This window comes from Moorena producens PAL-8-15-08-1, assembly GCF_001767235.1.
In the GTDB taxonomy this organism is placed as follows: Bacteria; Cyanobacteriota; Cyanobacteriia; order Cyanobacteriales; family Coleofasciculaceae; genus Moorena; species Moorena producens_A.
This window is the reverse complement of the sequence record NZ_CP017599.1, coordinates 8,887,823-8,902,312: the sequence shown is the minus strand read 5'-3', so window position 1 is coordinate 8,902,312 and position 14,490 is coordinate 8,887,823. Positions and strand designations below refer to the sequence as shown.

Sequence of the window (14,490 nt, the reverse complement as noted above, 5' to 3'; positions counted from 1 at the left end):
ATATAGCGATTTTCAATTGGTGAAGTATAAACTTCTGGGTTTTAGGGAGCAGGGAGCAGGGAGCAGGGAGCAGGGAAAAAATCCTGTGGAATAGGCATCTTGCCTGTTTGGCGATCTATGGAAAGATTCAGCAACGCCCGAAGTCTAGTTAATCAACGGCAAACTCGGTATATTGGCGCATGTTCGGGGAGTGGAAGCCAAGGACAATATCCTCAGCCGGAACACCCAGTTCAAGCAATTGGGTAGCAATGCCAATTTCCGTGCCATCATGCTGAATCCAGATTTTACCATTTTTGATATCTAAGTGGAGGCTACATCCGTGGGTGCGACGGTTATCTTTCCAGCCAGTGTGCAGCAACAGATATTGACATCCTCCCGCCACTAAGCTACCGCGCTTTGTGGGGGATTCCCAAACCTCACGATTTAGGTTTCTGTTTCCTTCCCGTTTCGGCAAAGCCGACACTACGCGAACGGGATTTTCGCAACTGCCCTTCAACCTTATGGTTGTCAGGTCTTATGTTCGCTCCACAGACTGACACGGCAAGTCCTGCCGCCAAAATATTCTGACTCGCGTTGATATCACGGTCATGGATAATCCCACATTCAGGACACTTCCACTCCCTAATATCCAACGGCATTTTATCAACGATATGCCCACAGTTCCCACATCTTTTAGAACTAGGAAACCATCGGTCAATCTTAATTAAGTCTCGACCATACCACTGGCATTTGTAATCCAGTTGTCTAGTTAATTCCCCCCAACTAGCGTCGCTAATAGCAAGGGCAAGTTTATGGTTCTTAACCATGTTTTTTATAGCTAAATCCTCAACGACAATCGTTTGGTTTTCGCGTACCAGTTGAGTAGTCAGCTTATGCAAAAAGTCTTTACGGGTATCAGTTATGTGTGCATGTACTTTAGCTACTTTTAGTCTAGCTTTTTGTCTGTTTTTAGAACCTTTCTTCTTGCGAGACAGGACTTTTTGAACACGTCTTAATTTCTTGTGTAATCCCTTAAAGTGCTTGGGATTAGTAATCTTTTCTCCGTCACTAGTAGCGATCAAGCTATTTATTCCCACATCCAAACCGATAGACTTATCAGTTTTTGGAAAAGGCTTAATAGTATGGTCATCTACCAGAATAGATACATACCAACGTCCTCTAGCATCCAACTTGACAGTAATAGTAGAAGGAGTGCAATTTTCAGGTATTTGTCTACTCCATCGGATTGGCAAGTGCTGAGAGCATTTAGCTAAAAATACTTGCCCATTCTTCCAACGGAAAGCCGACTTAGTAAATTCAGCACTACCGCCATTATGTTTCTTTTTGAAATTGGGATATTTAGCACGTCCTGCCCAGAAATTCGCAAATGCTTTTTGTTCGCGTAGCGTCGGCTTCGCCGAAAGGTTCCTCAAGCCTTGTTGAAGCGGTACACAGCTAACCTCATTAAGGAAACTAAGCTCTTCTTGCTTTTTCCAACTTGTTAGCATTGAGGATGTTTGTGCATACCCAACTCGTTCTTGATTCTCATACCAAGCTTGAGTCCTAGCAGCTAAAGCCATGTTGTAAACCAACCGAGTACAACCCAGTGTCCGTCGCAAGAGAGTTTCTTGCTCGGTCGTTGGGTAAAAGCGATAGCGATAGGCACGTTGAATCATACTCACATTATACACCACTTATTGTGAAGTCATACAAAGCGAGCAGGGCGGCGAATCCTGCTCACCGTTAAGCTTCGCGCTTAACGGGAGTCTCCACGCCGAAGATAGATGATCTCGTTCCGTGTCCAAAACCGCTTGGGTTTCAATTTCCGGGAAGGTGGGCTTGCGATTGGCTCGTTCTAGCAGTAATTCGTGAATCCACTGACGATATTGTTCTACAGATTCTTCTACAGCCATTGCCGAATAACCTCGTGAGTTTGGTCATAGATAAGTAAATTGATTTGAGTCTTATCAATTACTGATCGTACAAAGCGTCGCTGAAAAAAAGATTGGTAAATTGTTTCAGGAATAGCAAGGTAAAGATTACGTTGGGTATCAACTTCATTTAGAGCAAATTGATAATTGATGCATTTTCCAAGAGCAGTATGAAAATCGGAGACAAGGGATCGATCAATAAAGCTTTGAATTTCCACAGCAATTTTTTCTCCTGCTCGTTCCGCAGCGATTAGCTCTGCAGCAAGATCAATTTCAAAATCCACTTCCCCAACACTCAGTTGATAGGGATCGGCAGTAATTACCCAGTTCTCTTTTTCTAGGGCAGTTCTCACTGCATTGTGGAAACGATCCTTTGCCATGAACTTTTAAAAGAAACAGGAAGCTTTTCTGGTAAGATTATATGCTAGAGCGAAGGTATTCATCATTGCTTGGGCGATCGCACCACCAAACCTTACTTTTAAAAGTTCACCGGTCTAGTGGGATATCCTCATACAGGAGTGCGATCGCAAACTCAAAGCCAACGCTCTCCAGGGTGATCACATCTCCAGCTTGGTATGCCCTGTATAGCCACAACCTCCCTTCGCCCCTCCGGTAAATCTCGACGTTGATCTCAGTAGAGCTGATCAGGACGTATTCTTCTAGGCTGGGTAGAGTGCGATATTCTTTGAACTTTTTCCCCCGATCGAGAGCTTCTGTAGCGGGGGAGAGCACTTCAACGATAAGTTTTGGATATTGGATCGCGTTAATCGCTATTCTATCTCGCTGATCGCAGCTCACCACCACATCTGGATAACGGTAGATAGATTCGGTAACCTTTACTTTGGCATCAGCAATATTGATGCGACAGCCTTTGGGACGAACGTGGGGACGTAGCGCAGCTAGTAGATTAATCGCAATATCGTTGTGGGGGATGCTGCCACCTGTCATAGCCAAAATGTCACCATTAATAAATTCGTATCGAAGTTCCTGGTGTGGTTCCCATTCCAAGTAAGCTTCGACAGTCATTTTCTGGGACTGAGGATTGGCAATCATGGCAGAGTCTATGAATTACGTAGCTGGCCTTAGCATCGAGAACAGGTTTTAGATGATAGATAGCAGTGGTTCATATAAGTTACAACTTTACCTTACTACAGGGAGAGTCAGTACTAGACACGACATGGTTGATGTTTACTTCCAAGTAGAGACTTAATATTGAATTTAAGTGGGGTGGGTAAGTTTTGCCCACTCTACCGAAAAAACCTACTTTCTTCTACTAAAGAACCCTGGATCAAAGGGCCAGTGTCAGTCCTGTGTGACCGGATGTCTTGACAAGAATAGATAAGCGATCGCGAATAAAATTCCCAACGCCATCATCGTGGAACCAGGTTGGGTGCGATTCCTTGATCGATAGGCTACACTAACGTGCAAAAATCAATATACTGGGAATTAATGATAACGAACCTATCCCACTAATAAGAGTCTTTGAATCCACAGATGAATAGTAGCAAGATCAATAAATGCATCAAAATAAACTTTTTGTCGTTCCCAACGAACCACTAGACGACGATATTTTCGCGCTATACCAAGCAAAACAACGTTCCTGTTGATATCTGGGCACCGACATTTTAATCGGTCTTCCTCGATTTTTCTTGGTTTTCCAAATCCGTTTTGGTATTTGGGGTCGAATGCCTCGCTTACGCAGAGCAGCACGTTTTTCTTTGGAATCATAACCTTTATCGGCAGCTAGTACCTTGAGCCTCTTACGTGGTCTACCTGGTTTCAAAGTTTTCAATTTGACTTGATCCAGTAGAGGTAAGACTTGTTCTCTTTCACTACCATTGGCAGGAGTTGTACAGTTAGCTAGAGGCATTCCACTACCTTCAGTCAGGGTGTGAATCAGAACACCTTTACCTTTACCACCATAAGCAATGCCTTCACCTCCTCCCTTGCCAGGGGGAAAAAGAGCCGTCTACGGCACCAAACTCCCATTTAATCAAGCCCTTTTGATCTGCGATCGCTAGCACACGTGCTTGTAAATGTTCAAATGTTCCATCTAAGCGCCATCGCTTTAGCCATCGATGAGACGAACTTTTTGATGCCCAGATCTCCCCTCGTGGTAGATCACACCATCTACATCCAGTAATCAGTAGGTACAACAAACTGTTTAAAACATAACGATAGGGACAATGAGGCATTCCTTTACCCCGTTTTTCTGGGTCCTTGGGGAAGATATCTTCAAACAACTTCCATTCCAAATCACTTAACCCTTCAAAGCGCCCAGCCATAGAGTCATACACCTAAATCAACCCAGCAATAGACTACCATCTTTTGAGATTAGTGGGATAGGTTCACGTTTAGGGATGATAACGCCAAAACTGGATAACCATATAACCATATAGGTTTATGAAACTTCCACAGGATGCCATCATTGCAACGGCCAAACTTACCAGCCAGATATTTGTTGGTTTGGCGTGATAACGATGATAAGTCAAAATTTTTAGCTCAGGCAGGCTATAGTCAAGAGAACTGGCAACAGTTAGAAATAGATTTGCGTTCCCAGATTTTGCCATTGGATGCGACTTTGAGCGATGAACCCAACCGATTTGGCGATGTTTATACCATTCGGGGCATTTTAGTAGGACCAAATGGAGTTGAACTAGACATCAAGACAATTTGGATGGTGGAGCATGAAACTCAACAGACAAAGTTTATCACCCACCCAGATAAGGAGGCTAGATAATGGCATTTGAGTTATTTTCACGGGTGGCTCTGCGGGAAGATTTTCCCAAGCATAAGTTGCAGCAAGGGGATATTGCAACGATTGTCGATCACCATCCAATACAAGACGGAGAGGATGGTTATAGTCTGGAAGTTTTCAATGGGATCGGGGAAACGATCGCCGTTTTAGTGGTTTCAGAGTCACAAATTGAGTCATTAATGAAAAATGAGGTTCTGCATATCCGAAGATTGGATGAAGCCGTTTGAACCTACAACCCATCTATCTGATCAACGCTCAACCCCGTATATTGTGCAATATCCTTCAGGGGTAACCCTGCGGCCTTCATCTGTTTAGCAACGCCTGTCATAGAACACTTCACACCGCTAATTTTTTAGTTCCATCACTGTATGGCGGGTGCGCTCACCCCACCGCAAACTCGGTATACTGCCTCATAATCGGTGCCTGATAGGCCAAGACAATATCCTGCTTTGGTACGCCCAGCTCAACTAACTGATCTGCGATCGCAATCTCCGACCCATCATGCTGTATCCAAATCTTGGCATCTTTAATATCCACATGTACAGAACACCCATAAATACGTGTGGTGTTATTTTTCCAACCGGTATGAACCATCTGGTAATGATCCCGTTCCGTATCAAAAATGAGCTGGGTTTCGATGGCCGGATTCGCCGACTTAATACTGGCGCGTTTTTTAAGCAAGTCCTGAATGTGCTGTCGATATACCTCTAGTTTATCCATTGATTAATCCTGGGTTGGGAAATGTCATAAACTACAATAGGAACCTGATTACGCTTGATCGACTTTTGTATGAAGGGATAACTTAAAAAACCACTGTAAATTTAATTTTAGTTATTAACTTCATCAGTTACTTCCTCCTGGAAAGAATTAGAAGCAAAAAGACCTCGTCCCACTTTCCTCCACCTCCCTTCTTTTGCACCTCGACGCAATTCCGTAGACAAGGAGTTTTTAGCACGGAGTTGCTCATGATCAGATTTGGCATCAAATAGTCTGCTGGCAATCTGTTCTCGGTTAACCGGAGCAGCAAAGTTATCTAAGATAATCTCTACCGCTTTCCCTAATGTCTCACCTCTAAATTCTGGATATAACATATCTCTGGGATTTCGCTTTTGACCCTCCTCATGGTTTTGGTTTTCCCTTTGGTTTTCTTCAAAGGATTCCTCTTCTAATTCATCATCACAAAAAGTGACTTGACCGACATTGCCACTTAAATTAGTGGTAGCTTGCTCAGACAAATGATTGCCATTAACCTCAAGTTCCCGCAAAGCACTCGATATTTCCGCTGCAATATCATCGTTTTCCGCTGCAATATCGTTGCTGGATAATTCGGCATCAAGCTTATCCTGAAAATATGCAACGTTTGCCCGTTTTTGATCCACTAAAGCCTTTAACTCAACCAGGTTTGCTTCTGCTTCAGTAAGTTCTCGCTTGGTTTGTTCTAGCCGAGTTTTGATCCAATTAATATGGTCTTCTTGAGCAGATTTAATATTCATGGTTGTCAGTTGCATGTCTTGTAAATCAAGCTTTTACGGAAAGTATAGCAGCATTTTTTTTTTTTTGCCGTAAGTATTCAGCTATCAGCTAATGCGCTACTTGAGATGCTACTTGAGGTGCTATCAGCTATCAGGGGCTTGTGGCCACCCTAGAATTTTGAATAAAATAAGCTGTTCGCTTAGCTTGAGCCTTGGCCTATGGCCACGGTAGGGTAATGGCTCACAGCTGACTGCACCTCAAGTAGCGTGAGCTTTTAGCTAACGGCTGACTGCTTACGTTTTGCCAATCGCTAAACATCAGTAAAAAAACTATTTGTTAGTTGGCTCAATCCCTTATTCTTCTTCTGTACTAATCCTGTTAAGGAAAGGTTACAACTAAAAGGCTTAGGTAAAAATGCTCAAAAAACACTGCAAATAATAGAATATAGTAATAAAAACTGCTAGACTTATGTAATTTTTTTTGGCAATTTATGACTATCATGAGTATCTAATATAATTGTAAATTACAACCGTTTGCAATTATATTAGTACAAATTTTTAGGGAATAGGGAGCAGGGAGCAGGGAAGAGGGAACAGGAAAGAGGGAACAGAAAAAAAAATGTGTACCTGATAGTTAGGCAAACCGCCGTCTACTCCCCTATTTAACTTTAAATCCAGCTCTAATTTAGATGAACTAGTTAATTGTTTGCTATAACTAAAAAAACTATGTTCTCAAAGCTGCTGTTACCTTGTCATAAAATTAATATATAGTCTGATTTTTATAGATAATATTAGCTATATTAATAAACCTGATTTTTTGCTGAGTACCAGCTAAATTTAAGCTTAAAATAAACCAAAAATATTCTTATTAAATTTCAATTATTTTCACTAGCTTTAGCTCCTCAAAACTATTGTATGATGATCATCAACAAGCAATTGATACTGCAATTGTTTGTTAGCCACTCTCTAGGAAGCTGATCGGTCTACGCTGAATGCTTACCTATTAACTTATACAGTTCTGTTAATTTCATCACCAAACAAGCCATTTAAGATAACCAAAATCTCTAGATAATTTGATTACTATGTCTCAAGTTCAATTGCAACGGTCCCAACTCATGATAAGTACAAGAAGAAGCAGTCAATCTCATCCCCGAAAGGTCATGAAGGGTTTCAAGTTAGTTTCATTAACATTACTGGCAATGGTGATGGTACTGGTGGTACACGCTGAGCCTAGTTTTGCACAGGAATCCGCTAGTAGTGGAGGATTCAATCCCCAAGAACTATTGCGCAATGCTTTGCAGTGGATTGATAGTCTCGGACCCATCGGAGCGATCGCATTTATCGCAATCTATATCATTGCTGCCGTAGCATTTTTGCCTGGGTCTATCCTCACCCTAGGGGCTGGGGTAGTATTTGGTGTTGTCTTAGGCTCAATCTATGTGTTCATCGGAGCCACTATCGGAGCTACGGCTGCTTTTCTGGTTGGGCGTTATCTAGCTAGGGACTGGATTGCACAAAAAATTGCTGGAAATGACAAGTTTAGTGCTATTGATGAAGCGGTAGGTCAGGAAGGATTCAAAATTGTCCTATTGACTCGACTCTCTCCTGTATTTCCCTTCAACCTCTTAAACTATGCCTATGGTCTAACTGGGGTTTCTCTGAAAGACTATGTCTTAGGCTCCATTGGCATGATTCCAGGAACAGTCATGTACGTTTACATCGGTTCTCTGGCTGGAGACCTGGCCATGATCGGTGGTGGTGACGCACCCACCAATCCCACTGTCCAGTGGGCAATTCGGATTATTGGTTTTATCGCCACTGTTGCGGTCACACTTTATGTCACTAATGTGGCTAAGAAAGCTTTAGACAAAAGCGTTTCCAAAGAGACAGTTTAAAAGGTTAAAGGTTAGGAAGTTGAAGGTTGAAGGTTAGGAAGTTGAAGGTTAGGAAGTTGAAGGTTAAAGGTTAGGAAGTTGAAGGTTAAAGGTTAGAAGGTTAAAGGTTATAGAGATCCGTGAATTTTTGTTCCCGATTCCCGACTCCCGACTCCCGATTCCCGATTCCCGACTCCCGACTCCCGATTCCCTACTCCCTGCTCCCTGCTCCCTGCTCCCTGCTCCCTGCTCCCTGCTCCCTACTCCCTAAAAAATTAATTGAATTTTGAACTATCAAAGGAGTTATTATAAATGTCAAGTTCTCAATACCAAAGAGTTATTGTTCCACCCATGGACGAGTATAACCAGAGGTTGGTTAACTACGTTCATCCAGGGGATTGGGTTAATCCAAAACCTGTTGATTGTTATGACTTAGTGGTAATTGGTGCTGGTACAGCTGGATTAGTTACAGCAGCAGGTGCAGCAGGTATCGGTGTTGGTTTGAAAGTGGCATTGATTGAACGGCATTTGATGGGTGGGGATTGTTTAAATGTAGGTTGTGTCCCCTCCAAGTGTTTGATTCGGTCATCTCGGGTAGTGGCTGAGATGCGCAATGCGGGAGCCTTTGGGGTTAAAGTTCCAGATAATATTGAAGTAGACTTCCCCGCAGTGATGGAACGAATGCGTCGGCTACGAGCAGGGATTAGCCATCACGATTCTGCTCAACGCTTCAAAGATACCTATGGTATTGATATATTTTTAGGAAATGGTCGGTTTACCGGTGATGATACCATTGAAGTAAACGATACTACCCTAAAGTTTAAGAAAGCGGTAATTGCTACAGGAGCAAGAGCAGTAAGACCCCGAGTTGAGGGCATGGAAGAGGCGGGGTATCTCACCAATGAAACGGTATTTTCTCTGACAGAACGTCCCAATCGATTAGCTGTTATTGGTGGCGGTCCAATTGGGTGTGAATTAGCTCAGTCTTTCCGCCGTTTAGGTTGTGAAGTAGTGCTGTTCCATCGCGGTTCTCACATTTTAAATAAAGAAGATGCTGACGCCGCAGATATTGTTCAAAAAGTCTTTTTAAAAGAAGGTATCCGTTTAGTCCTGGGTGCCAAATTGAACCGGGTCGAGAAGACAGAGGCAGGTAAAACCTTACACTTCAATAGCTGCACTGGTTTGGAAGAGTCGGTCACGGTAGATGAAATTTTGATCGGTGCTGGACGTGCGCCCAATGTGGAAGGGTTAAATTTGGAACTGGTCGGGGTAGAGTATGACCAGCGTAAAGGAGTGAAGGTGAATGATTACCTTGAGACTACCAATCCCAAAATTTATGCTGCTGGTGATATTTGCATGGACTGGAAGTTTACCCATGCAGCGGATTCAGCAGCACGGATTGTGATTAAGAATACTCTATTTTCTCCCTTTGGCTTGGGTAAATATAAACTGAGTAACTTGGTGATGCCTTGGGCAACTTATACTGATCCAGAAATTGCCCATGTGGGAATGTATGAACATGAAGCTCAAGCTAAAGGATTTAATGTTAATACGATTAAAATTCCCTTTAGTACTGTAGACCGAGCGATCGCAGATGGCGAAGAAGAGGGATTTGTTAAAATTCACCACAAGAAGGGGTCAGATCAAATCCTGGGAGCAACTATTGTGGCAACTCATGCAGGGGAAATGATTTCTGAGGTGACTACAGCAATTGTCCATAAGATTGGTTTGAGTAAGCTTTCGAGCGTAATTCATCCCTATCCCACTCAAGCAGAAGGAATTAAAAAAGCCGCAGATGCCTATCGCCGCACCCTCTTAACACCAAGAACTAAAACATTTTTAGAGTTCCTGACCAAGCTTTCTTAGGGAAATCGAATTAACAAAAAGCGATCGCCCCCTAAGAACAAGCGATCGCGACCATTGATAGATGTGTTTACCCTGGGGCTACTGTAGTGATTCACCAAAACCGCTACAGTAGCAAAGTTAAGAATTGGTTAAGTGATGGGGTAGTAATTTCTTCCCCCGACTCAACTACTCCTTAGAGCTACGAAGTCGCTTAGTGACCTCTAGACACTGGTTTGTGGCCATTGTGCTTAAGGTCACAACCTGAAGCCATGGAATGATAGCCTCCCTGATGGGACGAAAGAAGTTTTATCTGGAGATGATTGCCTGTAGGGAGCTAGGAAGCTAGATCTTGAGTAGATGAGGAAACAACCCTACCATCAGGCATAACCGTACCCCATAGTTCTGCATCCTTCCAGTCTACTTCAGCCAGATCCGCACCCTTGAGATTGGCAGCTCTCAAATCTGCTCGACTTAGCTTTGCTCCAGCAAGTTTCCCTCGACCTAGATTTGCCCTGTGAAGCTTGGCATCAGTCAAATTAGCTCTTTCCAATTTCGCACAACGCAACTTAGCCCCACTCAAATCGGCTCGGCTCAGGTTAGCTCCGCTTAAATCTGCTCGACTCAGATTCGCACCACTAAGGTTGATACCACTCAGATTAGCTTGAACTAGGTCGATAGCACAAAAATATCGTTCTCCTGCTGCGTACCTTTCTTGAAGTTCTTTGCTATTCATGTCACCTTACCCCGATTTTACTTTAGTTAAAGGTTTCTATTAAAGAGAGTAAAAATATCGTCCAACGTGACAAAGTAAACCAATATTTTTAATATGCTAATAAACGCAAAAAAGTGCCTGTGTCATAACAAATATATCCACAGTCATATTTGTAATTTAAGTACAATTACTAGTTATTTAGAGGGTGCATATCAATACCTGAAATTAGGCAAAAATTATAATAAAACCCCCACACTTATCACAGTCCTCACACTTACCACACTCCCGACAGTTATCACACTCCTCACATTTACCACACTTCCTTTTTTTTTAGAAATATGATATGCTCCCTATCTAGAATTTTATTTTGCTTACCAATCCCGTTTATAAATAAAGTTGGCGGAGTTTTTTGAGTCCTCGGCACTTTTTTTGCCGAATAGTTTCTTCCGTATACCGACCATAGCCGTTATCCTCTAAATGACTCGAAATTTCAGCATAGGAAAGCTTTTTAAAATAGAATAACTCTAAAATTGCTGAGTCTTGCTCAGGAAGTTTTTTGATATTATCCCGCAGTTCTAAATTCTCTATATACTGCATAGGGTGAGTGTGACGGTAAGAGACCGCATTATTCTGCTCAGTCGAGAGTAAACTTTCCCACATTTCCGAACTAATATCTGAAAACCTATTATGCTTACGGTACAGTGCCCTTATGTAATTCAAGGCAATTGTTCGCAACCAAGCCCTTGGATTAATAATTGGCTCTCTTAAGTCACCCTTAATTAGAACCAGCGAAAGTCCCTCATCAACTTCTAAATGCGACTCTATTCTCCCGGATTTGATTAGTTCTTGGAGAACTAAAAAGATATCATTTTTGATATCTTCATGGGTATAATTGCTATTAATATTAAATTGGCACATCCAAACTTGTATTGGAATAGATAGTGAATTTAACAGCTTGAAAATTTCTTTGTGTGGTTGGGGTTTTATCATTTAAGTTTTTCTCCTGGTAATGCACACTCGTGTCACGATCGATAGGGCAGGCTATAAAAATAGTTTCTGCTCTGCCCAATAACAAAAAGCTACACTAAATTGCGATCAGCAAGCGCCAAGCCGATCATTGTCGCCTGTCAACTAAATCAGGACAAGACCTATCCGGTTCACAATTTTCTGAGGGTTCACAGGATATAAGTCTTTATTTGAAGAACCTAACATGCACAGTAACCAGTCTTTTTTGGGACTCGTTAGCAAGCTGGTGAGTCTGATGAAACCCAACGCAGGTTAACTCACCTTCTGTGAACTTTTTCTCGTCGTTTTTTCGGTAGCCCTGCTTTCCTTGTAAGTGCTCCACTGGATCATAAAAGCGGTGGGTAAGGGTTCCTTTGTAGACACGGATTATGCTAATTTGCTCTCCGTGGGTATGTATTTGTGAAAATTGACCCGGCTCCCAAGAAATAACAAAAATATCACCAAAACGGGTCATACAAACTAATTGGCGATGGTAGTCACTTTTGTTAAAACTAATAGATTGCTCCAGTAGCTTTTCACTCAAATTAAGGTTCGCCGCAAGCTCTTTGAACTTCTCCATACTCATGTCTTGGGGCGCTATGGCATTTACCTGATAGATAAATTCGTCTAGCGAAAGGGAACCAGAGCAACCTGAAGAGGCACAAGACTGCAAGGACTGGCTGATCAGCTGATCTACCCTGTCAATGCACTGGTCAAACTGCGAATCTAATACTGCCAGCTCAAACATTTGTGCCATTCTCTCACCATCTTCTTGCGTAAGCTCTTTTTGAGTCGCTAGGTGGTGATACTCTTGAACCAACTGAAAAAGCTCTGAGTGTTCCGGAAGATTATCTGGCTCAGAGACTTCTCGGACTATTGTTTTGAGTTGTTCTTTGGAATCTTCTAATATTTCACATTGACTAAACATAGTGACAAACTTCCAGGTATCTAATAGGCGTTCCTTGATCTACTTTTCAAAAGCGCTTGCTCTTGGAAAGCTTGGTGTCTATAAATAAGAGACCACAAGAAGCGAAACGTGACGCAGAGTTTTGTAAAGATTCTTGACGGGTTATCACCAGAGGTGCTGGCTAAAAACCAATACCGCCCCTGACCACCCATTCCATAGCTCCCTACCACAACGATAACTGCGCCTGTTCATAGCTAGCCATTGGGTACTGGGTCAACGGGAGTTCTAGAGGTGAAGGCGCGTTCGCTACGCTACGCGATCGCAAAAGCACGCAAAATATACGGCCTTGCTTAATAATGGAATGATTTGAATAGTTTTGTGGAACGGGCATCTTGGTGGAACAGGCATCTTGGTGGAACTGGCATCTTGCCAGTTTCAATATATTCCCGGCGGGCAGAATGCCCACCCCACTCATATTTATCCAAAGATTCAGCAATGCCGAGAAAGCCAAAAGCCAAAAGCAAAGAGGGTTTTAAGCGATGCATTCCCTACTCCCTACTCCCTACTCCCTACTCCCTGTGCAATAGATAGTATGAAAAAAAATACCATCACAGGAAAACTATGGCAACAGGGATGCTCGTTAACGGGCAATGGACTAACGAAGCCTATCAGCAAGACCCCCAAGGGCGATTCATGCGTAATCCCACCAAATTCCGTAATTGGATTCGTGCTGATGGCTCCACAGACTATAAACCAGCCTCTGGACGCTACCATCTCTATGTTTCTTATGCTTGTCCCTGGGCGCACCGCACTCTGATTATGCGAGCCTTAAAGGGATTGGAGGAAGCGATTACCCTGTCCATTGTTGACCCATTTATGGATAAAGATGGATGGGAATTCTCCGATGGGCCTGGTTGTATCCCTGATACAGTCAATGGTGCTCGCTATCTGCGGGAAGTTTATATCAAAGGTGACCCTAACTGTACCGGACGGGTGACAGTTCCAGTACTTTGGGATAAGGAAACTGGCACCATTGTTAATAATGAATCCCGTGAAATTATTCGGATGTTTGACCTAGAGTTCGACGGGATTGCTCAGTCGGATATCAGCTTTTATCCGGAGAATTTACGGGAAAAGATTGATAAAACCATTGATGCCATTTACCAACCTATTAATAATGGTGTGTATCGAGCCGGATTCGCTACTACTCAGCAAGCCTATGAAGAAGGAATAACCGAACTGTTTGATGCCCTTGACTATTGGGAAGGGGTGTTAGGTAAACAGCCTTATCTCTGTGGCGATCGCATTACAGAAGCCGATTGGTGTATGTTTACCACTCTGCTACGCTTTGACTCAGTTTACTATTTCCATTTCAAATGTAATTGGCAACGAATTCTCGATTATCCCAATTTGTGGAATTATCTCAAAGACCTTTATCATCAGCCAGGGGTAGAAAAAACTTGTAATATTGACCATATTAAGGATCATTATTATAAGAGTCATCCGTTTATTAATCCCTCGGGAATTGTTCCAAAAGGACCACAAATTAATTTTAGTGATTAAGGCGATCAGCTATTAGCGATCAGCGATCAGCTATCAGCGATCAGCTATCAGCCATCAGCTATCAGCTATCAGTTATCAGCTATCAGTTATCAGCTATCAGTTATCAGCTATTAGCTTATGTGCTACGCACACGCTACGCGAACAGCTATCAGCTATCAGCTAATGTGTACTTGAGATGCTTTTGAATAAGCGATGCAGCGCGGTCTTGGGGAGGCAGCGCGGTCTTGGGGGTTTCCCCCATGAGCGACTGCCGTGGTCTCCCCCATGAGCAACTGGCGTGGTTTTCCCCATGAGCGACTGCATCAAGACAACAGGTAAGCATTGGTTTAATCTGAGTTAAGTCACAGGCTAGAAGCCTGTGCCACAGCTGATGGCTGATGGCTGACGGCTGACCACTGACGGCTGACCACTGACGGCTGACCGCTGACCGCTGATAGCTTACCT

Annotated in this window: 20 protein-coding genes; 7 read left to right on the top strand and 13 right to left on the bottom strand. The window is 42.9% G+C overall.

Translation table 11 applies throughout. The features are described 5' to 3' along the window. Positions 1–148: 148 nt before the first annotated feature. The 7 genes from BJP34_RS32710 to BJP34_RS32685 all read right to left on the bottom strand — a co-directional run bounded on the left by BJP34_RS32710 (position 149) and on the right by BJP34_RS32685 (position 4,207). Complete coding sequence (locus BJP34_RS32710; RefSeq protein WP_229424134.1) at positions 149–454, bottom strand: XisI protein; 306 nt, start codon at positions 452–454, stop codon at positions 149–151. Beyond that, complete coding sequence (locus BJP34_RS32705) at positions 417–1,655, bottom strand: RNA-guided endonuclease InsQ/TnpB family protein (RefSeq protein WP_083305468.1); 1,239 nt, start codon at positions 1,653–1,655, stop codon at positions 417–419. The genes BJP34_RS32710 and BJP34_RS32705 overlap by 38 nt, the downstream gene beginning before the upstream one ends. Before the next feature lie 18 nt (positions 1,656–1,673). Then, complete coding sequence (locus BJP34_RS46185; RefSeq protein WP_193431293.1) at positions 1,674–1,892, bottom strand: hypothetical protein; 219 nt, start codon at positions 1,890–1,892, stop codon at positions 1,674–1,676. Beyond that, entirely contained in the window at positions 1,883–2,290 is a 408-nt protein-coding gene (locus tag BJP34_RS32700; RefSeq protein WP_070395934.1) for a XisH family protein, read from the bottom strand. Before BJP34_RS32700 ends, BJP34_RS46185 begins: the two co-directional genes overlap by 10 nt. 106 nt (positions 2,291–2,396) lie before the next feature. After that, positions 2,397–2,963 carry a Uma2 family endonuclease gene (locus tag BJP34_RS32695; protein ID WP_070395933.1) on the bottom strand — a complete coding sequence of 189 codons (567 nt, stop codon included), beginning with the start codon at positions 2,961–2,963 and terminating at the stop codon, positions 2,397–2,399. Positions 2,964–3,432: 469 nt separating this feature from the next. Then, the gene (locus BJP34_RS32690; protein WP_202972113.1) at positions 3,433–3,840 is read right to left on the bottom strand and encodes a transposase; all 408 of its coding nucleotides are present in this window, start codon (positions 3,838–3,840) and stop codon (positions 3,433–3,435) included. Between the two features lie 4 nt (positions 3,841–3,844). Continuing rightward, positions 3,845–4,207 carry a transposase gene (locus BJP34_RS32685; RefSeq protein WP_202972047.1) on the bottom strand — a complete coding sequence of 121 codons (363 nt, stop codon included), beginning with the start codon at positions 4,205–4,207 and terminating at the stop codon, positions 3,845–3,847. 122 nt (positions 4,208–4,329) lie between these two features. Between BJP34_RS32685 and BJP34_RS32680 the strand changes: the two genes are divergently transcribed. Then, the gene (locus BJP34_RS32680) at positions 4,330–4,650 is read left to right on the top strand and encodes a DUF6883 domain-containing protein (RefSeq protein ID WP_149031301.1); all 321 of its coding nucleotides are present in this window, start codon (positions 4,330–4,332) and stop codon (positions 4,648–4,650) included. Then, positions 4,650–4,895 carry a DUF4926 domain-containing protein gene (locus BJP34_RS32675; protein WP_070395932.1) on the top strand — a complete coding sequence of 82 codons (246 nt, stop codon included), beginning with the start codon at positions 4,650–4,652 and terminating at the stop codon, positions 4,893–4,895. The genes BJP34_RS32680 and BJP34_RS32675 overlap by 1 nt, the downstream gene beginning before the upstream one ends. A 154-nt stretch (positions 4,896–5,049) precedes the next feature. Here BJP34_RS32675 and BJP34_RS32670 read toward each other — a convergent pair whose 3' ends face one another. Together BJP34_RS32670 and BJP34_RS32665 are read right to left on the bottom strand one after the other, a co-directional pair. Further along, on the bottom strand, positions 5,050–5,388 hold the full coding sequence (locus tag BJP34_RS32670; protein ID WP_070395931.1) for a XisI protein: 339 nt from the start codon (positions 5,386–5,388) through the stop codon (positions 5,050–5,052). A 107-nt stretch (positions 5,389–5,495) separates the two neighbouring features. After that, positions 5,496–6,161 carry a hypothetical protein gene (locus tag BJP34_RS32665; protein ID WP_070395930.1) on the bottom strand — a complete coding sequence of 222 codons (666 nt, stop codon included), beginning with the start codon at positions 6,159–6,161 and terminating at the stop codon, positions 5,496–5,498. 1,094 nt (positions 6,162–7,255) lie between these two features. On the opposite strand from BJP34_RS32665, the gene BJP34_RS32660 reads away from it, so the two are divergent. The 3 genes from BJP34_RS32660 (at position 7,256) to BJP34_RS32655 (ending at position 9,880) form a co-directional block, all read left to right on the top strand. Beyond that, the gene (locus BJP34_RS32660) at positions 7,256–8,035 is read left to right on the top strand and encodes a TVP38/TMEM64 family protein (protein WP_070397004.1); all 780 of its coding nucleotides are present in this window, start codon (positions 7,256–7,258) and stop codon (positions 8,033–8,035) included. 119 nt (positions 8,036–8,154) lie between these two features. After that, a complete protein-coding gene (locus BJP34_RS45055; RefSeq protein WP_158517602.1) occupies positions 8,155–8,304 on the top strand; it encodes a hypothetical protein in 150 nt (49 codons plus the stop codon). A 22-nt stretch (positions 8,305–8,326) separates the two neighbouring features. Continuing rightward, positions 8,327–9,880 carry a mercuric reductase gene (locus BJP34_RS32655; RefSeq protein WP_070395929.1) on the top strand — a complete coding sequence of 518 codons (1,554 nt, stop codon included), beginning with the start codon at positions 8,327–8,329 and terminating at the stop codon, positions 9,878–9,880. Positions 9,881–10,193: 313 nt separating this feature from the next. Here BJP34_RS32655 and BJP34_RS32650 read toward each other — a convergent pair whose 3' ends face one another. The 3 genes from BJP34_RS32650 to BJP34_RS32640 all read right to left on the bottom strand — a co-directional run bounded on the left by BJP34_RS32650 (position 10,194) and on the right by BJP34_RS32640 (position 12,504). Continuing rightward, positions 10,194–10,592 carry a pentapeptide repeat-containing protein gene (locus BJP34_RS32650; RefSeq protein WP_070395928.1) on the bottom strand — a complete coding sequence of 133 codons (399 nt, stop codon included), beginning with the start codon at positions 10,590–10,592 and terminating at the stop codon, positions 10,194–10,196. Positions 10,593–10,955: 363 nt separating this feature from the next. Beyond that, the gene (locus tag BJP34_RS32645; RefSeq protein WP_070395927.1) at positions 10,956–11,561 is read right to left on the bottom strand and encodes a sigma-70 family RNA polymerase sigma factor; all 606 of its coding nucleotides are present in this window, start codon (positions 11,559–11,561) and stop codon (positions 10,956–10,958) included. Positions 11,562–11,763: 202 nt separating this feature from the next. Continuing rightward, entirely contained in the window at positions 11,764–12,504 is a 741-nt protein-coding gene (locus BJP34_RS32640; protein WP_070395926.1) for a cysteine dioxygenase, read from the bottom strand. A gap of 345 nt (positions 12,505–12,849) precedes the next feature. On the opposite strand from BJP34_RS32640, the gene BJP34_RS41580 reads away from it, so the two are divergent. Then, complete coding sequence (locus BJP34_RS41580; RefSeq protein ID WP_149031300.1) at positions 12,850–13,074, top strand: hypothetical protein; 225 nt, start codon at positions 12,850–12,852, stop codon at positions 13,072–13,074. Positions 13,075–13,104: 30 nt separating this feature from the next. Beyond that, complete coding sequence (locus tag BJP34_RS32630; protein ID WP_070395924.1) at positions 13,105–14,046, top strand: glutathione S-transferase family protein; 942 nt, start codon at positions 13,105–13,107, stop codon at positions 14,044–14,046. A gap of 159 nt (positions 14,047–14,205) precedes the next feature. Here BJP34_RS32630 and BJP34_RS45050 read toward each other — a convergent pair whose 3' ends face one another. Next, positions 14,206–14,349, bottom strand: coding sequence for a hypothetical protein (locus BJP34_RS45050; RefSeq protein WP_158517601.1), 144 nt, complete (start codon positions 14,347–14,349; stop codon positions 14,206–14,208). Between the last annotated feature and the right edge of the window lie 141 nt (positions 14,350–14,490).

Bases quoted from the DNA above. Each gene is read 5' to 3' on its own strand.
- BJP34_RS32705 (WP_083305468.1), bottom strand. From the start codon at position 1,655: ATGATTCAACGTGCCTATCGCTATCGCTTTTACCCAACGACCGAGCAA.
- BJP34_RS46185 (WP_193431293.1), bottom strand. From the start codon at position 1,892: ATGGCTGTAGAAGAATCTGTAGAACAATATCGTCAGTGGATTCACGAA.
- BJP34_RS32700 (WP_070395934.1), bottom strand. From the start codon at position 2,290: ATGGCAAAGGATCGTTTCCACAATGCAGTGAGAACTGCCCTAGAAAAA.
- BJP34_RS32695 (WP_070395933.1), bottom strand. From the start codon at position 2,963: ATGATTGCCAATCCTCAGTCCCAGAAAATGACTGTCGAAGCTTACTTG.
- BJP34_RS32680 (WP_149031301.1), top strand. From the start codon at position 4,330: ATGCCATCATTGCAACGGCCAAACTTACCAGCCAGATATTTGTTGGTT.
- BJP34_RS32675 (WP_070395932.1), top strand. From the start codon at position 4,650: ATGGCATTTGAGTTATTTTCACGGGTGGCTCTGCGGGAAGATTTTCCC.
- BJP34_RS32670 (WP_070395931.1), bottom strand. From the start codon at position 5,388: ATGGATAAACTAGAGGTATATCGACAGCACATTCAGGACTTGCTTAAA.
- BJP34_RS32665 (WP_070395930.1), bottom strand. From the start codon at position 6,161: ATGAATATTAAATCTGCTCAAGAAGACCATATTAATTGGATCAAAACT.
- BJP34_RS32660 (WP_070397004.1), top strand. From the start codon at position 7,256: ATGATAAGTACAAGAAGAAGCAGTCAATCTCATCCCCGAAAGGTCATG.
- BJP34_RS32655 (WP_070395929.1), top strand. From the start codon at position 8,327: ATGTCAAGTTCTCAATACCAAAGAGTTATTGTTCCACCCATGGACGAG.
- BJP34_RS32650 (WP_070395928.1), bottom strand. From the start codon at position 10,592: ATGAATAGCAAAGAACTTCAAGAAAGGTACGCAGCAGGAGAACGATAT.
- BJP34_RS32645 (WP_070395927.1), bottom strand. From the start codon at position 11,561: ATGATAAAACCCCAACCACACAAAGAAATTTTCAAGCTGTTAAATTCA.
- BJP34_RS32640 (WP_070395926.1), bottom strand. From the start codon at position 12,504: ATGTTTAGTCAATGTGAAATATTAGAAGATTCCAAAGAACAACTCAAA.
- BJP34_RS32630 (WP_070395924.1), top strand. From the start codon at position 13,105: ATGGCAACAGGGATGCTCGTTAACGGGCAATGGACTAACGAAGCCTAT.
- BJP34_RS45050 (WP_158517601.1), bottom strand. From the start codon at position 14,349: ATGCAGTCGCTCATGGGGAAAACCACGCCAGTTGCTCATGGGGGAGAC.